The 17514-nt window shown below is 69.4% G+C and carries 21 protein-coding genes; 14 read left to right on the top strand and 7 right to left on the bottom strand.

The genetic code is table 11. The features are described from left to right. Positions 1–2: 2 nt before the first annotated feature. Entirely contained in the window at positions 3–764 is a 762-nt protein-coding gene (locus C7H75_RS19845; protein WP_005518012.1) for a TetR/AcrR family transcriptional regulator, read from the bottom strand. 228 nt (positions 765–992) lie between these two features. Between C7H75_RS19845 and C7H75_RS19840 the strand changes: the two genes are divergently transcribed. The 7 genes from C7H75_RS19840 (at position 993) to C7H75_RS19810 (ending at position 7004) form a co-directional block, all read left to right on the top strand. After that, positions 993–2204, top strand: coding sequence for a DUF445 domain-containing protein (locus C7H75_RS19840; protein WP_172504604.1), 1212 nt, complete (start codon positions 993–995; stop codon positions 2202–2204). A 102-nt stretch (positions 2205–2306) separates the two neighbouring features. Then, positions 2307–2774: a helix-turn-helix domain-containing protein gene (locus C7H75_RS19835; RefSeq protein WP_005518014.1), complete on the top strand. Its 468-nt coding sequence runs from the start codon at positions 2307–2309 to the stop codon at positions 2772–2774. Then, complete coding sequence (locus C7H75_RS19830) at positions 2771–3628, top strand: hypothetical protein (RefSeq protein ID WP_005518015.1); 858 nt, start codon at positions 2771–2773, stop codon at positions 3626–3628. The genes C7H75_RS19835 and C7H75_RS19830 overlap by 4 nt, the downstream gene beginning before the upstream one ends. Before the next feature lie 98 nt (positions 3629–3726). Further along, positions 3727–4020, top strand: a complete 294-nt coding sequence (locus C7H75_RS19825) for a DUF2516 family protein (protein ID WP_005518016.1) — start codon at positions 3727–3729, stop codon at positions 4018–4020. Positions 4021–4174: 154 nt separating this feature from the next. Further along, positions 4175–5107, top strand: coding sequence for an AurF N-oxygenase family protein (locus C7H75_RS19820; protein ID WP_005518017.1), 933 nt, complete (start codon positions 4175–4177; stop codon positions 5105–5107). 89 nt (positions 5108–5196) lie between these two features. After that, a complete protein-coding gene (locus C7H75_RS19815) occupies positions 5197–5958 on the top strand; it encodes a MerR family transcriptional regulator (RefSeq protein ID WP_106851725.1) in 762 nt (253 codons plus the stop codon). 11 nt (positions 5959–5969) lie between these two features. Next, positions 5970–7004 (top strand): alpha/beta fold hydrolase, encoded by a 1035-nt coding sequence (locus C7H75_RS19810; RefSeq protein ID WP_005518019.1) that lies wholly within the window; start codon positions 5970–5972, stop codon positions 7002–7004. Between the two features lie 6 nt (positions 7005–7010). Here C7H75_RS19810 and purU read toward each other — a convergent pair whose 3' ends face one another. Together purU and C7H75_RS19800 are read right to left on the bottom strand one after the other, a co-directional pair. Continuing rightward, positions 7011–7898, bottom strand: coding sequence for a formyltetrahydrofolate deformylase (purU, locus tag C7H75_RS19805; RefSeq protein WP_106851724.1), 888 nt, complete (start codon positions 7896–7898; stop codon positions 7011–7013). Between the two features lie 18 nt (positions 7899–7916). After that, positions 7917–8759 carry a class I SAM-dependent methyltransferase gene (locus C7H75_RS19800; RefSeq protein WP_022597593.1) on the bottom strand — a complete coding sequence of 281 codons (843 nt, stop codon included), beginning with the start codon at positions 8757–8759 and terminating at the stop codon, positions 7917–7919. Between the two features lie 37 nt (positions 8760–8796). On the opposite strand from C7H75_RS19800, the gene deoC reads away from it, so the two are divergent. Beyond that, positions 8797–9477, top strand: coding sequence for a deoxyribose-phosphate aldolase (deoC, locus tag C7H75_RS19795; protein ID WP_022597591.1), 681 nt, complete (start codon positions 8797–8799; stop codon positions 9475–9477). A 7-nt stretch (positions 9478–9484) separates the two neighbouring features. On the opposite strand, the gene C7H75_RS19790 is transcribed toward deoC, so the two are convergent. Then, a complete protein-coding gene (locus C7H75_RS19790; RefSeq protein ID WP_005518023.1) occupies positions 9485–10222 on the bottom strand; it encodes an LmeA family phospholipid-binding protein in 738 nt (245 codons plus the stop codon). Positions 10223–10374: 152 nt separating this feature from the next. Here C7H75_RS19790 and C7H75_RS19785 point away from each other — a divergent pair, with 152 nt between their 5' ends. Continuing rightward, positions 10375–10986 (top strand): type IV toxin-antitoxin system AbiEi family antitoxin domain-containing protein, encoded by a 612-nt coding sequence (locus C7H75_RS19785; RefSeq protein ID WP_005518024.1) that lies wholly within the window; start codon positions 10375–10377, stop codon positions 10984–10986. Positions 10987–10992: 6 nt separating this feature from the next. On the opposite strand, the gene C7H75_RS19780 is transcribed toward C7H75_RS19785, so the two are convergent. Genes C7H75_RS19780 through C7H75_RS19770 form a run of 3 tightly spaced genes read right to left on the bottom strand, consistent with a single transcriptional unit; the run spans position 10993 to position 12827 of the window. Next, positions 10993–11772: an O-methyltransferase gene (locus tag C7H75_RS19780; protein WP_106851723.1), complete on the bottom strand. Its 780-nt coding sequence runs from the start codon at positions 11770–11772 to the stop codon at positions 10993–10995. A 5-nt stretch (positions 11773–11777) separates the two neighbouring features. Continuing rightward, complete coding sequence (locus C7H75_RS19775) at positions 11778–12278, bottom strand: DUF2505 domain-containing protein (protein ID WP_022597585.1); 501 nt, start codon at positions 12276–12278, stop codon at positions 11778–11780. Positions 12279–12323: 45 nt separating this feature from the next. After that, complete coding sequence (locus tag C7H75_RS19770; RefSeq protein WP_022597583.1) at positions 12324–12827, bottom strand: DUF2505 domain-containing protein; 504 nt, start codon at positions 12825–12827, stop codon at positions 12324–12326. A gap of 23 nt (positions 12828–12850) precedes the next feature. Between C7H75_RS19770 and C7H75_RS19765 the strand changes: the two genes are divergently transcribed. The 5 genes from C7H75_RS19765 (at position 12851) to C7H75_RS19745 (ending at position 17465) form a co-directional block, all read left to right on the top strand. Then, a complete protein-coding gene (locus C7H75_RS19765; protein ID WP_022597581.1) occupies positions 12851–13954 on the top strand; it encodes a UDP-N-acetylmuramate dehydrogenase in 1104 nt (367 codons plus the stop codon). 84 nt (positions 13955–14038) lie between these two features. Next, on the top strand, positions 14039–15226 hold the full coding sequence (locus C7H75_RS19760) for a L,D-transpeptidase (RefSeq protein ID WP_080668429.1): 1188 nt from the start codon (positions 14039–14041) through the stop codon (positions 15224–15226). 102 nt (positions 15227–15328) lie between these two features. Beyond that, a complete protein-coding gene (locus C7H75_RS19755) occupies positions 15329–16141 on the top strand; it encodes an alpha/beta fold hydrolase (RefSeq protein ID WP_044991351.1) in 813 nt (270 codons plus the stop codon). A 10-nt stretch (positions 16142–16151) separates the two neighbouring features. Beyond that, on the top strand, positions 16152–16652 hold the full coding sequence (locus tag C7H75_RS19750) for a flavodoxin family protein (RefSeq protein WP_064058435.1): 501 nt from the start codon (positions 16152–16154) through the stop codon (positions 16650–16652). 36 nt (positions 16653–16688) lie between these two features. Continuing rightward, positions 16689–17465 (top strand): ESX secretion-associated protein EspG, encoded by a 777-nt coding sequence (locus C7H75_RS19745; protein WP_081121050.1) that lies wholly within the window; start codon positions 16689–16691, stop codon positions 17463–17465. Positions 17466–17514: the final 49 nt, after the last annotated feature.

The following is a 17514-nucleotide window of genomic DNA, read 5'->3' as shown; positions in this document are numbered from 1 at the left end:
GGTCAGGCGTCCCCGGGCGCCCCGTCCGACTCGGTCGCCTTCTCCAGCAGCGGATGCGGAACCGACTTGAAGCGGGCCGGTGAACCGCTGGACGCCGCGATACCGGAGATTCCGCCCCACGTCATCATCACCAGGTAGTCGATGAGGTCGTCCGTCGACATCGACTTGTTGGAGATCCACCAGTGCGTCGCGAGCTGCACCGCGCCGACGACGCCGTACGCCCACGGCACCGAGCCGCCCGAGTCCATGCCCATGTTCCGCAGCCGCTCGCCGAGCACGGTCGCGAGCAGTTCCGCGATCATCCGCTCGGAATCGGCCACGACGTCCCGGTTCGGGCCCGCGCTGTTGGCCATCACGTACAGGTAGACGTCCGGGTCGGCCGCGACCGTCTCGACGTAGGCCGAGATCGCGACGCGCGTGAGGTCGTACTCGTCGAGATCCTCGCCGATGACCGCGTACATCCGCGGCGCCAGGATGGTCTCGACGTAGCGCATCATCGTCGCGCTCGTGAGGTCGTTCTTGTCGGTGAAGTACCGGTACAGCACCGTCTTGGAGACGCCGATCTCCGACGCGATGTCGTCCATGCCGATGTCGCGGCCCCGCGCACGGATGGCCGCGATCGTGCCGTCGACGAGTTCCTCGCGGCGGGCGATCTTGTGTTCGCGCCAGCGCCGCTTGCGCCCGTCGGGCTTCCCGGTCTCGGGTCGGCTGTCTTCGGTTGTCTGCAGATCTGCGCTTTGCTTCGGCACTACGTTTCGCCACATCCGTTCGAGGTTGAACCAGAAGGCCAGCTTAATGGGCGGGTGCGCCGGAGGTGATCTCTATCTCGGCAGCCGGGCCCGGTATCCGGGCACAATGTCGGTGTGCAGCCCGTCCAGTCAGCTCAGCCGCCCGCCCCGGCCCGGCCGCGCCCGGCGCAGCCGCAGCCGCCGTCGCCGTCGTCGTTCGCGGGCGTCTTCGACGATCCCGAGAAGCGTCGCGACCTACGGAAGATGAAGCTCGTCGCGACCGGCTTCCTCGTGTTCGCGACCGTCGTCTACCTCTTCTGCCGGTGGCAGGAGACGCGGGGAGCGGGCGCGTGGGTCGGTTACGTGCGGGCCGCATCGGAGGCCGGCATGGTGGGTGCGCTCGCCGACTGGTTCGCGGTGACGGCGCTGTTCCGGCATCCGCTCGGGCTGAAGATCCCGCACACCGCGATCATCAAGCGCAAGAAGGACCAGCTCGGCGAGAGCCTCAGCAACTTCGTCGGCGACAACTTCCTCGCACCCGACGTGGTGTCCGCCAAGGTCGCGAACGCACAGATCCCTCTCCGGGTCGGAACGTGGATGGCCGAACCCGAGCACGCGCAGCGGGTGGCCGCGGAGACCGCGACGCTGCTGCGCGGCGTGGTCGAGGTCCTCAACGACGAGGACGTCACCGCGATCATCGACAACACGATCGTCCGACGGATCGCCGAACCCGACTGGGGTCCGCCGATCGGCAAGGTCCTCGCCGAGCTGCTGCGCGAGAACCGCCAGCTGCCGCTGCTGGACCTGCTCGCCGAGCGGGCGCACCAGTGGGCGCTGAACAGTCAGGAGACCATCGACCGCATCATCAGCCGGGACTCGCCGTCGTGGTCGCCCAAGTTCGTCGACGCGATGCTCGGCGAGAAGATCTACCGCGAACTCGTCGAGTTCACGTGGAAGGTGCGTTCGAATCCCGAGCACGAGGTGCGTCTGGCGGCCAACCGGTTCCTGATCGACTTCGCCGACGACCTGCAGAACGACCCCGCCACCATCGCCAAGGCCGAGTCCATCAAGGCCGAGATCATGGGCCGCGAGGAGATCACCGGACTCGCCGCGGCCACCTGGAAGGTCGCCAAGCGACTCGTCATGGAGTCGGTCGACGACCCGAACAGCACCCTGCGCCGCAAGGTCGCCGAGAACGTCGTCGCGTTCGGCGAACGCCTGCGCGACGACGACGAGATGCGCGCGAAGGTCGACGGCTGGCTGCTGTCGGGCACGCGCTACGTCGCCGAGAACTACACGGACGAGATCACCGCCGTCATCACCGAGACCGTCGAGCGCTGGGACGCCGAGGAGGCGAGCCGCAAGATCGAACTGCAGGTCGGTCGCGATCTGCAGTTCATCCGGATCAACGGCACCGTCGTCGGAGCCCTCGCGGGCCTTGCGATCTACACGATTTCGCAGCTCATGTTCGCCTGATCTGCGTCTTTCGCCTTCGGTGCCGACAAGTGCTAGCAAAGTGCTTGCAATAGTTAGCACCCTGTTCTACCGTGGGATTTGCGTACAGAACAGGGAGTACTGATGGTCGACGAGCCCGACGACATGAGCAGTGCCGCCCGAGTGGTCGCAGGGGCCGCTCAGGACATCGGCAGCTTCATCCGCTCACAGCGTGAGGCCGCACAGGTTTCGTTACGGCAGCTCGCGCAACTCGCCGGCGTCAGCAATCCCTATCTGAGTCAGATCGAACGCGGACTCCGCAAGCCGTCCGCCGACGTCCTCGCTCAGATCGCGAAGGGTCTGCGGGTGTCGTCGGAGGTCCTGTACGTGCAGGCCGGGATCCTCGAGCAACGCCCGCACAGCCCGGTCCGGGACGCGCTGCTGGCCGACGGTGCCATCACCGAACGGCAGAAGCAGGTGCTTCTCGAGATCTACGAGTCGTTCCGCCGTGAGAACGACCCGCACCAGTCCGAATCCGCCGATCAGGCCGACGCCTCGGACGAAGAAGAGCACGAGATCGCAGATCCACCTCGACAGGAGATCCGAGAATGACCGATCCGAAGATCGTCGAAAACATCAAGACCCCGTTCTACGCTGCCGTCGGCACCGGTGACCTGGTGGTCCAGGCCGTCGCCGACGTCGTGTCCCAGGTGCGTGCCCGCGCCGAGAACACCAACACCGACGTGTCCGGCCGCATCGACGAGGCCCGGGAACGCTGGGCCAACCTCCCCACCGAGGTGTCGGAGGGCGTCGAGCAGCTCCGCGAGCGTCTCGCCGCGCTGCCGTCCGAGCTGCCCGAGGAGCTCGCCGAGTTGCGCGAGCGGTTCACCCCCGAGGAGCTGCGCAAGGTCGCCGAGGCGTACCTGAAGGTCGCCTCCGACCTGTACGTCGCACTCGCCGAGCGCGGCGAGGAGGCTGTCGAGCGTATCCGTAAGCAGCCGGCCGTCGAGGAGCAGTTGGGACGCGCCGAGGCCGTGTTCGGTGACGCCGTCGAGCTCACGGAGGAGGCGCTGGGCACGGTGGCGCGTCAGACGCGTGAACTCGGTGAGCAGGCCGCCAAGCTCGCCGGACGCGCGGCCGGACGCATCAGTGACGTCGCCGACGAGGCCGCCGTGGTTCTCTCCGAGACCAGTGACACCGTCGCGAACCGTCTGTCCGAGACCGGTGACTCGGTCGCCAGCCGCGTCGTCGACGCCGGTGAGCGGGCCGAGGCCACGTCCGAGGCCGCCGCCGAGCGTGTCGAGGCCGCCGCCAACAAGGCTCCGGCCCCGAAGCCGGCCACCCCGACCGCTCCGGCCAAGAAGGCTGCGCCTGCCAAGGCTCCCGCGGCCAAGGCCACCCCGGCGCCCGCTGCCAAGAAGGCTGCTCCGGCCAAGAAGGCGCCCGCCAAGAAGCCCACCAACTGATCGGACACCGATCGCGTACCACCATCGGGGATCGGCCCCCGCGCACTTCGTTGCGCGGGGGCCTGCGCGCATCTCCGCCCGATTCGTAGGATGGAAACGTGTTCAACATTCACGGCGTCACCGGACTGATCCTTTTCGCGCTGCAGCTCCTGGCTCTCGCCGGCGCGGTCTTCGCGATCTTCCATGCGGCGCGTCAGCGTAAGGACGCGTTCACCGCCGTGGACAAGCTGAGCAAGCCGATCTGGCTGGGCATCCTCATCGCGTCGCTGCTCGTGGTGTTCCTGTTCGGTGCCGTGCACATGCTCGGCATCATCGCCGTCGTCGCGATCTGCGTGTACCTCGTGGACGTCCGCCCGCGGGTGGACGACATCCAGCGCGGCCCGCGCTGGTAGCTGCCCCGGCCTGGCCTCCACGGGTCGGCTGCTGCATCTGTTCACGAACAGTTACAGATAAACCTTGACAATGCTCGTTGTGACGATGCTATCGTCGACATATGCCCGAAATTGGGCATGACCTGCATGAACACCAGTCGAGCAGGAGTTGACGATGTCCATCATCCATCGCGAAGCAGTCGAGGTACCTCCGTCCCGGCACATGCGGGTGGGCGACCGTCAGGACACCGCCGAGCGTCTGCTCGCCTCCGCCGCCCGCAAGTCGTACGACCCGCTGGTCGAGGTCGACTGGGCGGCGCCCATCCCCGACGATCTCTACGGCATGACCCCCGAGTGGTGCAGCCTCTACGGCACCGAACTGTGGGACCGGATGACCGACGAGCAGCGGATCACGCTCACCAAGCACGAGGCCGCGAGCGTCGCCGGCACCGGCATCTGGTTCGAGATGATCCTCATGCAGATGCTGCTGCGCGACATCTATTCGCACGACCCAGCCACCCCGCACGTCCAGTTCGCGCTCAACGAGATCGCCGACGAGTGCCGGCACTCCACGATGTTCGCCCGCTCGGCGCAACGCTTCGGGATCCCGTCGTACCGGCCCAAGCGGTGGATCCGCAACACCGCCCGGCTGTTCAAGTCGACCGCGTCGGGCTCGCTCGCGTACGGCGGAACGCTGTTCGCCGAGGAGATCCTCGACATGATGCAGCGCGACTTCATGCGTGACGCCCGCGTCCAGCCGCTCACCCGCACGGTCAGCAAGATCCATGTGCTCGAAGAAGCCCGGCACATCAAGTTCGCGCGTGAGGAGACGGTGCGCCGTGTCCGGTCACTGTCCCGCGCCAAGCTTGCGTACCAGCGGCTGGTGCTCGGCGTCACGGCGTACTTCATCGTCACGTGCCTCGTGAACGAGCAGGTGTACGCCGCCGCCGGGCTCGACGTCGAAGAGGCCAAGCGGGCGGCGCGAAGCAACGTCCACTACCACGAGATGATCCGTGAGGGCTCCCGCAAGACCGTCGAATTCCTCGACGAATGCGGGCTGATCGGAGGCCCGTCCAAGGCCCTTCTGCGCCGGGCGCACGTCATCTAGTGCCCACGCTCTCCGCGATAGAATTCCCCTCACCGTCGACCTCGCCGGAACCGCCGACGTCGTCGCGGTTCCTACGGGGAAGGCGGAACATGACGGAGTACCGCATCGACGACCTCGCGCGCGAGGCCGGTATGAGCGTGCGGAACGTTCGGGTCTACCAGGATCGGGGCCTGCTGCCGCCGCCCCGCAAGGAGGGCCGCGCGGGCTGGTACAACGAATCGCACCTCGCGCGGCTCAATCTGATCGGCCGGATGCTCGACCGCGGCTACACCTTCGCCACCATCAGCGAACTGCTCACCGCCGCGCAGTACGGCCTGCAGGTGCGCGACGTCCTCGAAACCGACGATCCCGGCGGGCGGTGGAAGAAGTATCGGCGGGCCGCCAAACTCACGATGGCGGAGTTGCGCCGCATGTTCGGCGACCAGACCACCGACGAGAACATCGCGCTCGGTACCCGGCTCGGTGTGCTCGCGAAGGCCGGCCAGGAGTTCTCGGTCGCCAATCCGCGCCTGATGGAGGCCGCACAGGTCCTCGTCGACGCCGGCATCCCGTTGGCGGACATCCTCGAACAGACCGAGGCGGTGCGCCGCGACCTCGGAGACGTCGCCGGACGGTTCGTCGAACTGGTCTCGGCGCGCTACCTCGCACCCGAGGGCGGCACGCTCGACCTCGACGAGGCGAAGGTCTCGGAAGTGGCGGCGCTGGTGAACCAAGTGCGCCCACTCGCGCACGACGCGGTGCACGCGCTGTTCGCCGAGGCGATGGAGGAACAGATCTCGAAGGCACTCGCGAAGGCCGCGAGTCAGTTCGAACAGATCGCGCCCGAGACGGACTCGACGCGCGCAGGCTAGAAGCAAGGGGAGTGGAAGTGGCTGCACGGAAGTCGCACAGGAAGCTGTGGACGTTGCTGGGAATCGCGGGGCTCGGTGCGCTGGCGGGTGTCGCCGTCGCGGCCCGGTCCCGCGGGGCCGGGCCCGTCGGCGGCGGCCCCGAGACCGAGGCCGAACTGTTCTCGACCCCGCGCATCGAACCCGAGATCGTCCCCGTCGTCAGCTCCGACGGCGCCGAACTGCACGTGCGGGCCTACGGGTCGCCCGACGCCCCGCCGATCGTCTTCAGCCACGGCTGGACCTGTTCGGCCGACTTCTGGAATCCGCAGGTCAACGAGCTCGCCGAGAAGTACCGCGTCATCACCTACGATCAGCGTGGGCACGGCCGCAGCGATATCGGCCGGACCCCGCTGAGCCCCGACGTCCTCGCCGACGACCTGTCCGCAGTCCTCGCCGCGACCGTGCGCGACGGGCGGAAGGCAGAGATCGTCGGGCACAGCATGGGCGGTATGAGCATCGTCGCGTGGGCCGGCAAGTACCCCGAGGAAGTGGACCGGTACGCGGCGTCGGTGCTGCTCGCGAGCACCGGCACCGACAGCCTCGTCGCCGAGACCACGGTGATCCCGCTGCCGCAACGGTTCCCGCGGGTGCCCGTGCCCGTCGGCCGCGCCGTCCTCGGTTCGGCGATGCCGATGCCGTCGTCACCGATGACCACCCGGGCCATCAAGTACGTGGCCATGGCGCCGGGTTCGACGCCCGCCGAGGTCGCGTTCTGTGAGCGCATCGTCAGCGAATGTCACCCCCGCACCCGCGGCGGGTGGGGTGCCGCCCTGAGCGCCCTCGACATCAAGGACGGGCTGCAGAACCTGACGGTGCCGACCACGGTGCTGGTGGGTACCGCGGACCGGCTCACCCCGCCGTCGCACGCGCGTCGGGTCGCGCAGATCCTCGACGACGCCGACCACCTCGAACGGCTCATCGTGCTCCGCGGGATCGGGCACATGACGTCGGTCGAGGCCGTCGCCGACTTCAATGCCGAAGTGGACCGGCTCCGCAGCCTGAACTGAGGTCCGTCAGCTGAACACGACGGTCTTGCGGCCGTGCACCTGGACGCGGTCCTCCAGGTGCCACCGCAGGCCTCGGGCCAGCACCAGCTTCTCGATGTCCCGGCCCTGCCGGACCATGTCCGACACCTGATCGGTGTGGTCGACTCGTATGACGTCCTGCTCGATGATCGGGCCCGCGTCCAGTTCGGCGGTCACGTAGTGGCAGGTGGCGCCGATCAGCTTCACACCGCGCGTGAACGCCTGGTGGTAGGGGCGGGCGCCGACGAACGACGGCAGGAAGCTGTGGTGGATGTTGATGGCCCGGCCCGCCCAGTGATCGCACAGTTCGGCGGGCAGCACCTGCATGAACCGGGCCAGCACCACGGCGTGCGGATCGTGCGCGTCGACGAGCTTGCGGACCTGCTCGAACGCCGGTCCGCGCTCGGCCGGATCCTTCGGGAACGACACGTAGTGGAAGTCGACGCCGTGCCGCTTCGTCACCCGCTCGAGGTCGGGATGGTTACCGATCACCGCGGCGATCTCGCACTGCAGCTCACCGGCGGCGACGCGGCCAAGGATGTCGTGCAGGCAGTGGCTTTCCTTGCTGACGAGCAGCACCACGCGCTTGCGCTCGCCGGTGTCGGTGAGCGTCCACTCCGTCTCGGGGCCGAGCTCCTCGGCGACGGCAGCGAACTTCTCGCGCATCTCCTCGAGGCTCAGGCTGATCGACGACGCCCGGACCGCCTGCCGGGTGAAGAACCAGCCGGTGTCGGCGTCGGCGTGGTACGCGGCCTCGACGATCCAGCCGCCGCTCTCGGCGAGGAACGCGGAAATCCGCGCCACGATGCCGGTGCGGTCGGGGCAACCCAGAGACAGGACGTAACGACGGTCGTCGGTCGAGGCAGTCGAACTCATGCGCCCCAGTCTGTCAGGTCACGGAAAGCCGACAACCTTCGCCGTGCCGACGAGGGTCGTCGCGTCGACGGTGTGCAGGCCGCGTTCGGTGATCTGCCCCAGGAAATCGCGGCGCACCTGCGCGACGACGTCGGGGCCCAGACCGGTCAACAGCGCCCGCAACCCGCTGCCGACCACGAAGTTCCAGCAGAACTCCTCCGTCGCCGGGATCAGGTTCGACAGCTCGCGCACCTCGACGTGCTCGGTCCCGGCATCGGCGAGCCACCCGCGCAGCTTGGCGGGGGAGTCGAGCCGCTGGGCCGGCGCCATCACGTGAGGGCGATCCGGCGGCTGCTCGGGCGCGAGCGGGCCGAGCGCCGCGAGGAAAGCGGCAGCGAACTCGCGCAGTGCGGACTCGCGCCACGCCGTGACACCCACGGTGCCGCCGGGCCGCACCAAGCGGGCCAGTCGGGCGAACGCCGCGTCCATCTCGGGCAAAAAGAACACCGCGTAGGAGCTGAGCAACGCGTCGTACCCGGCGTCGGGGACGGCGCTCGGCGGCTCCCACGTGGTGGCGTCGGCGCACACGAACTCGACGTTGAGCAACGCCCGATCCGACGCCTTCACCCGGCCGCGTTCGAGCATCTCGTCGGACAGGTCGACGGCATGTACGAGGCCCGTCGGGCCCACTGCCGCCGCGGCCGGGAGTGCCGACGCCCCGGTGCCGCTGCCGATGTCGAGGACGGCGTCACCGGGCCGCAGACCCGCCTGGAATGCGAGCGCCTGGCCGGCCGGGTCCCACACCTGCGGCGCGACCCGATCGAAATCGACCGCGGCGGCGTCGAAAGTCGCGGCGACCTCCTCGGCGCGGGGGGCTGCCATGGAACCGATGCTAGCGAGCTGTGCCAAGCTTCGGGGCATGTCCGAGACAGCGCGTAACCGCACCTTCGTCGCCGGGATGGTCGACCACACACTGCTCAAGCCGGAGGCGTCGGACGCCGACGCGCGGGCCCTCGTCGCCGAGGCGCACGACCTGGGCGTGCTTGCGGTGTGCGTGTCCCCGTCGATGCTGCCGCTGCGCTCGGCGGACCTCGGTGACCTGGTGCTCGCGACCGTCGTCGGCTTCCCGTCGGGCAAGCACCACTCGCTGATCAAGGCCACCGAGGCGCGGCTCGCGGTCGACCAGGGCGCGACCGAGATCGACATGGTGATCGACGTGGGCGCCGCGGTGGCCGGCGAGTACAACGCGGTCCTCGCCGACATCCTCGCAGTCCGCGACGCCGTGGGTCCGGAGCCGGTGCTGAAGGTCATCGTCGAGTCGGCCGCGCTGAGCGACGACGCGATCGTCGAAACGTGCCGCGCGGCCGAACAGGCCGGCGCGAACTTCGTCAAGACGTCCACCGGCTTCCACCCGGCGGGCGGGGCGAGCGTGCACGCGGTGCGGCTCATGGCCGACACCGTCGGCGGACGGCTCGGCGTCAAGGCGAGCGGCGGCATCCGGACCGCGGACGCCGCGCTCGCGCTGATCGACGCGGGCGCCACCCGGCTGGGACTGTCGGGCACCCGCGCCGTGCTCGACGGGCTGCCCGACCAGTCCTGACCCGGCGTCAGAGCAGGCTGCAGCCGCTCTGCGCGTTGGGGTCGGCGGCCGGCATCACGTACTCGCCACCCTGCAGGTTCACGTCGATGCCGCTGTCCGTGACGGTCAGCGCCGTCGGTTCCATGCCGAGCGGGTACTGCTGCAGACCGTCGGTGAGGGCCTGGACGATGCCGTCGACCAGTGCTGTCGGCAGCCCCAGGCCGAGGATCGCGGCACTCACGGTCTCGACGTCGATCTTCCCGTCCTGCACCTTCGGCTGCACCGTCATGTCCGCGAAACCGCCCACCGAGACCTTCAGGGTTCCGGCGGTGGGGTCGGCGGTGACCGCGGTGATCATGCCGCCCAGCGGCTGTGCCTGCAGCGTCGCCAGGATCCCGTCGGTGGACCAGGTGACGTCGGCGGACGAACTGCCGATCGTGCCGCTGCTGTCGGCGGAGTCGGTGATCTTGATGTCGTTGGCGCGGGCGCGGACCTCCATGCCCTGCGCCGGCCCGAACGCCGAGCCCTTGCTGTCGATCTCGACGTACGGAACGTTCTTGCCGGTCATCTGCAGCAGCACCGGCTTCCAGCTGAGGCTGACGTCGACCGGGGAACCGAGCTGGCTCTCGAACTGGGACTCCATGCAGCTGGTGGCGCGCTGGCGGAGGAACAGCTCTCCGCCGACCAACGCGACCACGAGGGCTGCGACCACGATGAGCGAGATCGTGACCGCCTTGCGCCGCTTGGGTTTCGGGGGCGTGGGCATCTGGGGTGCGTTCACTGGTGCCGACATGACAGTGATTCTCCCGGAAGACTCTGAACGGTTTCTGTGAAAGGGCCACGGCTTCGGACTCGGTATGGACACGAGCGACCCGAAAAGCTGTGATCCGGCCCACAGTGGCGCAGTAGGGTTACTGCATGGCGGGCTGGACAGATCCGCGACGTGAACCGACTCCCGACACGGGAGAGGATCTCCGTCGTCTTGCGCTCCGGCAAGCGGGGTATTTCACGACCGGGCAGGCGCTGCGCCTCGGCTGTACCACCGAGGACATCGGCGGCCGCCTGGCCGAGGGGTCCTGGTTGCGTATCGAACGGGATCTGTTCCGCCTGGCCTCGTTCCCACGCAGCGATCTCGAAGAGTTCGCCAAGTGGTGTGCGTGGTTCGAGGGCGCCGCCGTCGTCTCCCACCAGAGCGCGGCCGAACTGCACGGCCTCGGGCACCTGCACCCCAGCTTCGTGCACCTGTCGACCCAGGCCACGGCGCCCGCACCGACCCGCCGGCTCGCGCTGCACCGCCGGGAACTGCGTGCCCAGGACTACGAGGTGGTGGGGACGTTCGGCATCACCACGCCGCTGTGTACCGCCCTGGATCTCGCGACCGGCGGCATCGCCCAGGACCTGTTCGACGAGGTCGTCTGCGACGGCGTCGCGATCGGCCGGATCGACCCCGAGAAGCTACGGGCCGAGTGCATCGGACGGCCGCAGCAGGTCGCCGAGCGCATCGAGCACGCGCTGGGGGCGTGCCAGTAGAACCGCTCACCCGCCGGGGCGGACGTAGCTCCACGGCACGGTGACGACGCAGTCCCGGATCCGTCGTCGCTGCGGTGTGACGGGCACTCCGAGGTCGGACAGCAGATGCAGGGTTTCCCGCCACCGGATGCGGGGGCCGAACGGCGCGAGGCCCGCGGCCGTCGCCCACGCCCGGTCGGCGGTGACGAGTAGGTCGTGGATCCGCTCGCCCGCGACGTTGCGGTGGATGAGCGCCTTGGGTAGCCGCTCGGCGATGTCGCTGGGGCGATCGACGTCGAACGGGTCCCACGCGAGGGTCAGTGAGCGGGGGCCGTCCCGATCGAGGAGTACCCACGCGCAGCGCCGCCCGAGTTCGTCGCACGTGCCGTCGACGATCAGCCCGCCCGGTGCGAGGCCGCTGCGCAGCCGTCCCCAGGCGTCGTCGACGGCGCCCTCCGGGTACTGCCGCAGCACGTTGAACGCCCGGATCAACGTCGGGCGCAGACCGGCGAGTTCGAAGCCGCCCCGCGCGAAGGTGACCCCGTCGCGCCCCTCGACCACCCGTGCGGGGTCGATTTCGAGCCCGACGACGCGGACGTCGGAACGCACGGTCCGCAGCCGCGCAGCCATCTCCAGCGTGGTGACCGGCATCGCGCCGTAGCCGAGGTCGACGACCAGCGGGTCGGGGGCGTCGCGCAGCGTGCGCGTGACGACCGGACTGTGGACGAGCCAGCGGTCGCTGCGACGCAACCGGTTGATGCCTGTGGTGCCGCGGGTGATGACGCCGACGGGTTTCCCTTCGCGCACGCCGGCTACTGCCGAGCGAGCCAGGACGCGGTGACCTCGGCCTCGGTGCGGAACAGGTCGACCAGGTTCACCAGCATCAGCTGCTCGAGCTTGCCGCCGACGAACGGGATGAACACCTTGGCCTCGGACGTCGTGCGCAGCGTGCACCCGGTGTCGGTGCTGAACAGTTCCATCGTCCCGGTCAGGCTGCCCGGCCCGCCGGGAATCGAGGCCTCGTACGTGCCGGTCACGGGCTCGCCGAACGACGTGTACTTCTCCTTGCGCGTGATGATCAGGTCCTTCTTGAGCACCGTCTGCGCGATGTCCGGCAGATCCTTGCGCGGCAGCACGTGGTGCAGCACCAGATCGATCCCGTCGTCGGTCACGTCGAGCGATTCGACGTGGTTCTCGCTGTACTTGCGCATCTCTTCCATCCGCGCCTCCCAGTAGTCGGCGTCGCCGAGAGCGGCGTACACGACTTCGACGGGATGCTCGAATCTGGCGGAGTAGTCGACGCGACGGGCCATGACCGGCAGATTACCGGCTGGCGGCCCGTCGGTCGGAGAAAGCGACTACCCGGCCTGCGCCACCCAGTCGCGGGTGAAGTCCTCTTCGGCGTCGAGCAGTTCCAGCACCTGGCCGGCGATGACGGATTCGATCTTGCCGCCGATCAGCGGGATCCTCACCTCGACCTCACCTGCCATGACCAGCAGCGATCCGGTGCCGTCCGCGGTGATCGTGACGGTGCCGCGCACCTGTCCCGGTGCCCCCTCGACCTCGGCCGAGAAGGTGCCGTGCGCCCGGCCGTCCTGTAGCGGACCCCACGATTCGGTACGCCGGATGATCAGGTCACCCTGACGGATCGAGGTCACCATCGACGGCAGATGTTCGGCCGGTACTGCCTGCTGCAGGACGATCTCGATCGCGCCGTCCCCGACGGTCACGCTCTCGAGCGCTGCCCCGGGCCCGCCGACCTGCTGCAACCGGGCCTGCCAGTAGCCCTCGTCGGTGAGCGCGGCGTGCAGCGTCGCGACGGGGTGGGGGTATTGCGCGGAATGCTCGATGTGTCGGGCCATGTCGGGCACGCTACCGTTTCCACGTGTTGGATCCACTCATCCGGGGACATCTCGAGCAGGCCGGTGCGCAGTTGTCCGAGCAGGTGCCGCTGGCATCGCTGACCACCCTGCGCCTCGGCGGCCCCGCCGCCGTCCTCGCCGACTGCCCGTCCACCCGGGCCCTCGTCGATGTCGTCCGTGTCCTCGACGATGCCCGGGTCCCCACGTTGATCCTCGGTGGCGGATCCAACCTGGTGATCTCCGACGACGGCTTCGACGGCGTCGTCGTCCGGGTCGCCGATGCCGGCGTCGAGCTCGGTGACGACACCGTGCTCGCGCAGGCCGGTGCGGTGTGGGACGACGTCGTCGCCAAGACCGTCGCGGCCGGCCTGGGCGGGCTCGAATGCCTGTCCGGCATCCCGGGCTCGGCCGGTGCGACGCCCGTGCAGAACGTCGGCGCCTACGGCGTGGAGGTCGGGGCGCTGCTGCGCCGAGTGCAACTGCTCGACCGCACCACCGGCGACGTGCGCTGGGTGGAGCCGTCCGAGCTGGGGCTCGGCTACCGCACCAGTGTCCTCAAGCACCGTGACGACGCCCTCGTCCTGGCCGTGGAGATGACGGTCCGCCCCGACGGCACCAGCGCACCCCTCGGCTACCGCGAACTCGCGTCCGCGCTCGGCGCGCAGGAGGGCGAGCGCCGCCCCACCGCCGAGGTGCGCGACGTCGTGCTCGGCCTGCGCCGCGGCAAGGGCATGGTGCTCGACGCCGCCGACCACGACACGTGGAGCGCGGGGTCGTTCTTCACGAACCCGGTGATTCCCGACGTGAGCCTGCCCACAGTGCTCGACGCGATCCGGGCGAAGGTCGGTGCGGACGTGCGGATCCCGCAGTTCCCCGGCCCGGTCGGGGCCGAGGTGACCAAGTTGTCCGCCGGCTGGCTCATCGAACGCGCCGGGTTCGGCAAGGGCTACCCCGGCGAGGACGCGCGGGTCCGCCTGTCCACCAAGCACACTCTGGCCCTGACCAACCGCGGGCACGCGCGGACCGGTGACCTGGTGGAACTGGCCCGCACGGTCCGGGACGGCGTCGAGCGCGAGTTCGGCGTCCGGCTCGAACCGGAACCCGTGACCGTCGGGTGCACCATCTGACGCGGTTCCGATCGTGCCCGGATCGTGGCCCGATCGTCTCTGTGTGACGAAAGCCACTGTCGCACTGGGAGTACCGTGGTTTTCGTGCGTGAACAGGGGATTCGGGTAAATCGGACGCGGCTACTGATGGTGGTGGCCGCGCTGCTCGGGCTGACCCTCCTCGCCGGTTGCACCATCCCCACCGGGGACGCCGCCGACGGCACCCCGGTGCCCGCCGGCCCCGTCGCGCAGGTGGTCGAGAATCCGGCGCCCGACGCGCAGGGCGTGAACCCGGCGCAGCCGATCTCGGTGAGCGTCACGCAGGGGACCTTGCAGGACGTCGCGCTGACGAACGCGTCCGGCAAGGTGGTCCAGGGCCTGCTCAGCCCCGACCGGACGTCGTACACGGTCACCGAACCGCTCGGCTACGACGCGAAGTACACGTGGTCCGGCACCGCGCTCGGCACCGACGGCAAGACGGTGCCCGTCACCGGCAGCTTCACCACGATCGACCCGGACACCCAGATCTCGGTGCGCACCAACATCGGTGACGGACAGGTCGTCGGCGTGGGAGCGCCGATCATCCTGCAGTTCGACGGCCCGATCGCCGACAAGGCGGCCGTCGAGAAGGCCCTGCACATCACCACGGTCCCGCCCACGATCGGTTCCTGGGCGTGGCTGCCCGACGACAACGGCGCCCGGGTGCACTGGCGACCGCAGAACTACTGGGCGCCCGGGACCGCGGTCCACGTCGACGCCCAGCTCTACGGACTCGACTTCGGCGACGGCGCCTACGGGGCCGGCGACGTGTCGCTGGACTTCACGATCGGCCGCAGCCAGATCGTCAAGGCCGTCGCGCCGAGCCACCGCATGCAGGTGGTGCGCGACGGCGTCACCGTCATGGACATCCCCGTCAGCTACGGCGAGGGCAACGAGAACCGCAACGTCACCCGCAGCGGCATCCACGTCGTGTCCGAGATGCACGAGGACTTCCTGATGTCGAATCCGCCGTACTACGAGAACGTCCGCGAGCGGTGGGCCGTCCGCATCTCCAACAACGGAGAGTTCATCCACGCCAACCCCCTCACCGTCGGCGTGCAGGGTGCCTCGAACGTGACGAACGGATGCATCAACCTGTCGCTGTCGGACGCCCAGGAATACTTCGGGACCGCCATGTACGGAGATCCGGTAGAGGTCAGCGGCACCCGGATCGACCTGTCCGCCGCGGACGGCGACATCTACGACTGGGCGATCGACTGGCCGACGTGGACGTCGATGTCCGCGCTCGTGTGAGTCTCGGGTGAGGCACGGCTGAGTCTCGGCTGCGCCGAACGGAACTGACGCGTCCACCCTGCGTGGGAGTATCCGAAGACTTCCCACACGAGGAGATCCGCCATGAGAATGCGCAGGATTCGGACCTTGACGGCGATGTGCGTACTCGCGCTCGCAGCGGTGCTGTCGGTGGGGGTGTCGCCCGCCGCCGCGCAATCGATGCCGACGCTCGTGCTGGTGCACGGTGCGTTCGCCGACACCACCAGTTGGGACCCCGTTGCCGCGGAACTGCGGGCCCGGGGTCACGACGTCGTGGTGCCGTCGAACCCGCTGCGCGGGCCCGGCTACGACTCGGCCGCGATCGAGAAGGCCCTCGCCGACATCCCGGGTCCGGTGCTGCTGGTCGGGCACTCGTACGGCGGTGTCGTCATCACCAACACCCACGCCCCCAACGTGGTCGGCATGGTCTACGTTGCCGCCTTCGCCCCCGACCAGGGTGAGCCCGCGCAGGCGGCGCTCAACCCGATCACGTTCCCCGGTAGCCAGTTGCTGCCGCCGGTGCTGCAGGTCGGAGTGGTCGACGACCCGACCACCCCGATCGGTAAGAACCTCGACGGCTACATCGCTGCGGACAGCTTTCACGAGGCGTTCTGTCAGGACGTCTCCGATTCCACGGCCGCCGACATGCTCGCGCATCAGCGATCCATCGCGTTGGCGGCGAACCTCGAACCGACACAGGACCCGTCCTGGCGAAACCTGCCGACCTGGGCCGTCATCCCCGACCAGGACCGTGTCATCCCGCCGGCGTCCGAACGTTTCATGGCCGAACGGGCAGGCGCGCAGATCACCGAGATCCCGGGAGCCTCGCATGCGGTCCTGGTGTCGCAGCCCGCGCAGGTAGCGGACGTGATCGAGCGCGCCGCCGCGGCAGTGTGAGGTGACGGCAATGCGGATCCTGATCGTCGTGGAATCGGTGTGGGGCAACACGCAACAGATCGGCGCCGCCATCGCTGCCCGGCTGGCGACCACCGGTGACGTCGACTTGGTTGCTGCAGCGGACGCACCGGGCGAGGTCGACGCCGATCTGCTCGTGGTGGGAGCGCCGACGCACGCCTTCGGGCTGCCGTCGGTGAAGACCCGGGCCGGCGCCGTCCAACAGCAGGGTGCACCGGCGCAACCCGACCGGGGACTTCGTGAGTGGATCGCCGCGCTGCCCCGACCGACGAGGGCGATCGCGGTCGCCACGTTCGACACGAAGGTCGACAAGCCTCGACTGCCCGGTTCGGCGGCGAAGAAGGCCATGAAACGCCTCATCGCACTCGGGTACGTGCCGGTCGAACGCCCGGAGACGTTCCGCGTGCACGGGTACACGGGTCCGCTGGTCGACGGGGAAACCGATCGGGCCGACGCGTGGGCGGAGCAGTTGGTGCGCGCGGTCGCCACCTGAGGGAACCGAACGACGTCGGGCTGCGTCTACCCCTTCGTGGCTGAGTATTCGAATCGACCGGCGTCCGGCAGCGAGTGGCGGTTCACCGGGCTCGAGTTCCAGGTCCTGTGGCGGCAACTCGGGCTCGACCGGCTGCCGTATCCGCTGCGCTACCGCCCGGTCGCCGAGACCCAGGACGACCTGGACCGGCAGCGTCGGGACGCGTCGGCGGCGTTGCTGCCCCGGCTGACCGAGGCCCTCCACCGGCACCTGGTGGCGCTCGCGGAGCCGAGGGAGCGGATCGAGGTGCTCGGTTTCGCGGGCCGGCCCGACACCGCACCGGTGCGGTTGCACGCCGGGATCCGCGGTGACACGGGCACGCTCGCGATCCAGTTGCCCGGCCCCGACGTCGACACGGGCGGCGACGTGCTGCTCCGAGGTGTCGCGCCGACGCGGATCCCCGACGCCATCGCATCGGCACTGCCGCGCATCCCCGCCGGGTCGCGGTCGCCCGTCCGGTTCCGCCGAGCCGACCTGCACTCCGGTCCGGGCTCGGTGCTCACATCCGCAGGATCAGTCGCGTTGCGCGACGAGGTGCGCGCCCTGCTGGGTCGGCCCCGCAGCGGCACCGGGGAGATCACCGCGTTCGCGGGCGTCGCTTACGACAGCCGCCCCACCGACGACGGCGTCGCGCTGCACTGGCTCGACTTCGACGGCGACGGCCGCTACGTCCTCCGGGGCGACGCCGATGTCGTGGTCCGGCCCGCGGGGCCGGCCGACGTCGCGGCCGAGGTCCGGGCGCTGCTCGACACGGTGCGGGTCGCGGCGGGCTGATCGACTCCGGATGCAGGGGAACCGAACCGCCGCCACCCGCGTCCAAGGA

It is taken from the genome of Rhodococcus (subgen. Prescottella) equi, assembly GCF_003013675.1.
Lineage (GTDB): Bacteria > Actinomycetota > Actinomycetes > Mycobacteriales > Mycobacteriaceae > Prescottella > Prescottella equi.
Note: the sequence above shows the minus strand (reverse complement) of the source record. Positions and strands in the feature narration are given on the sequence as shown.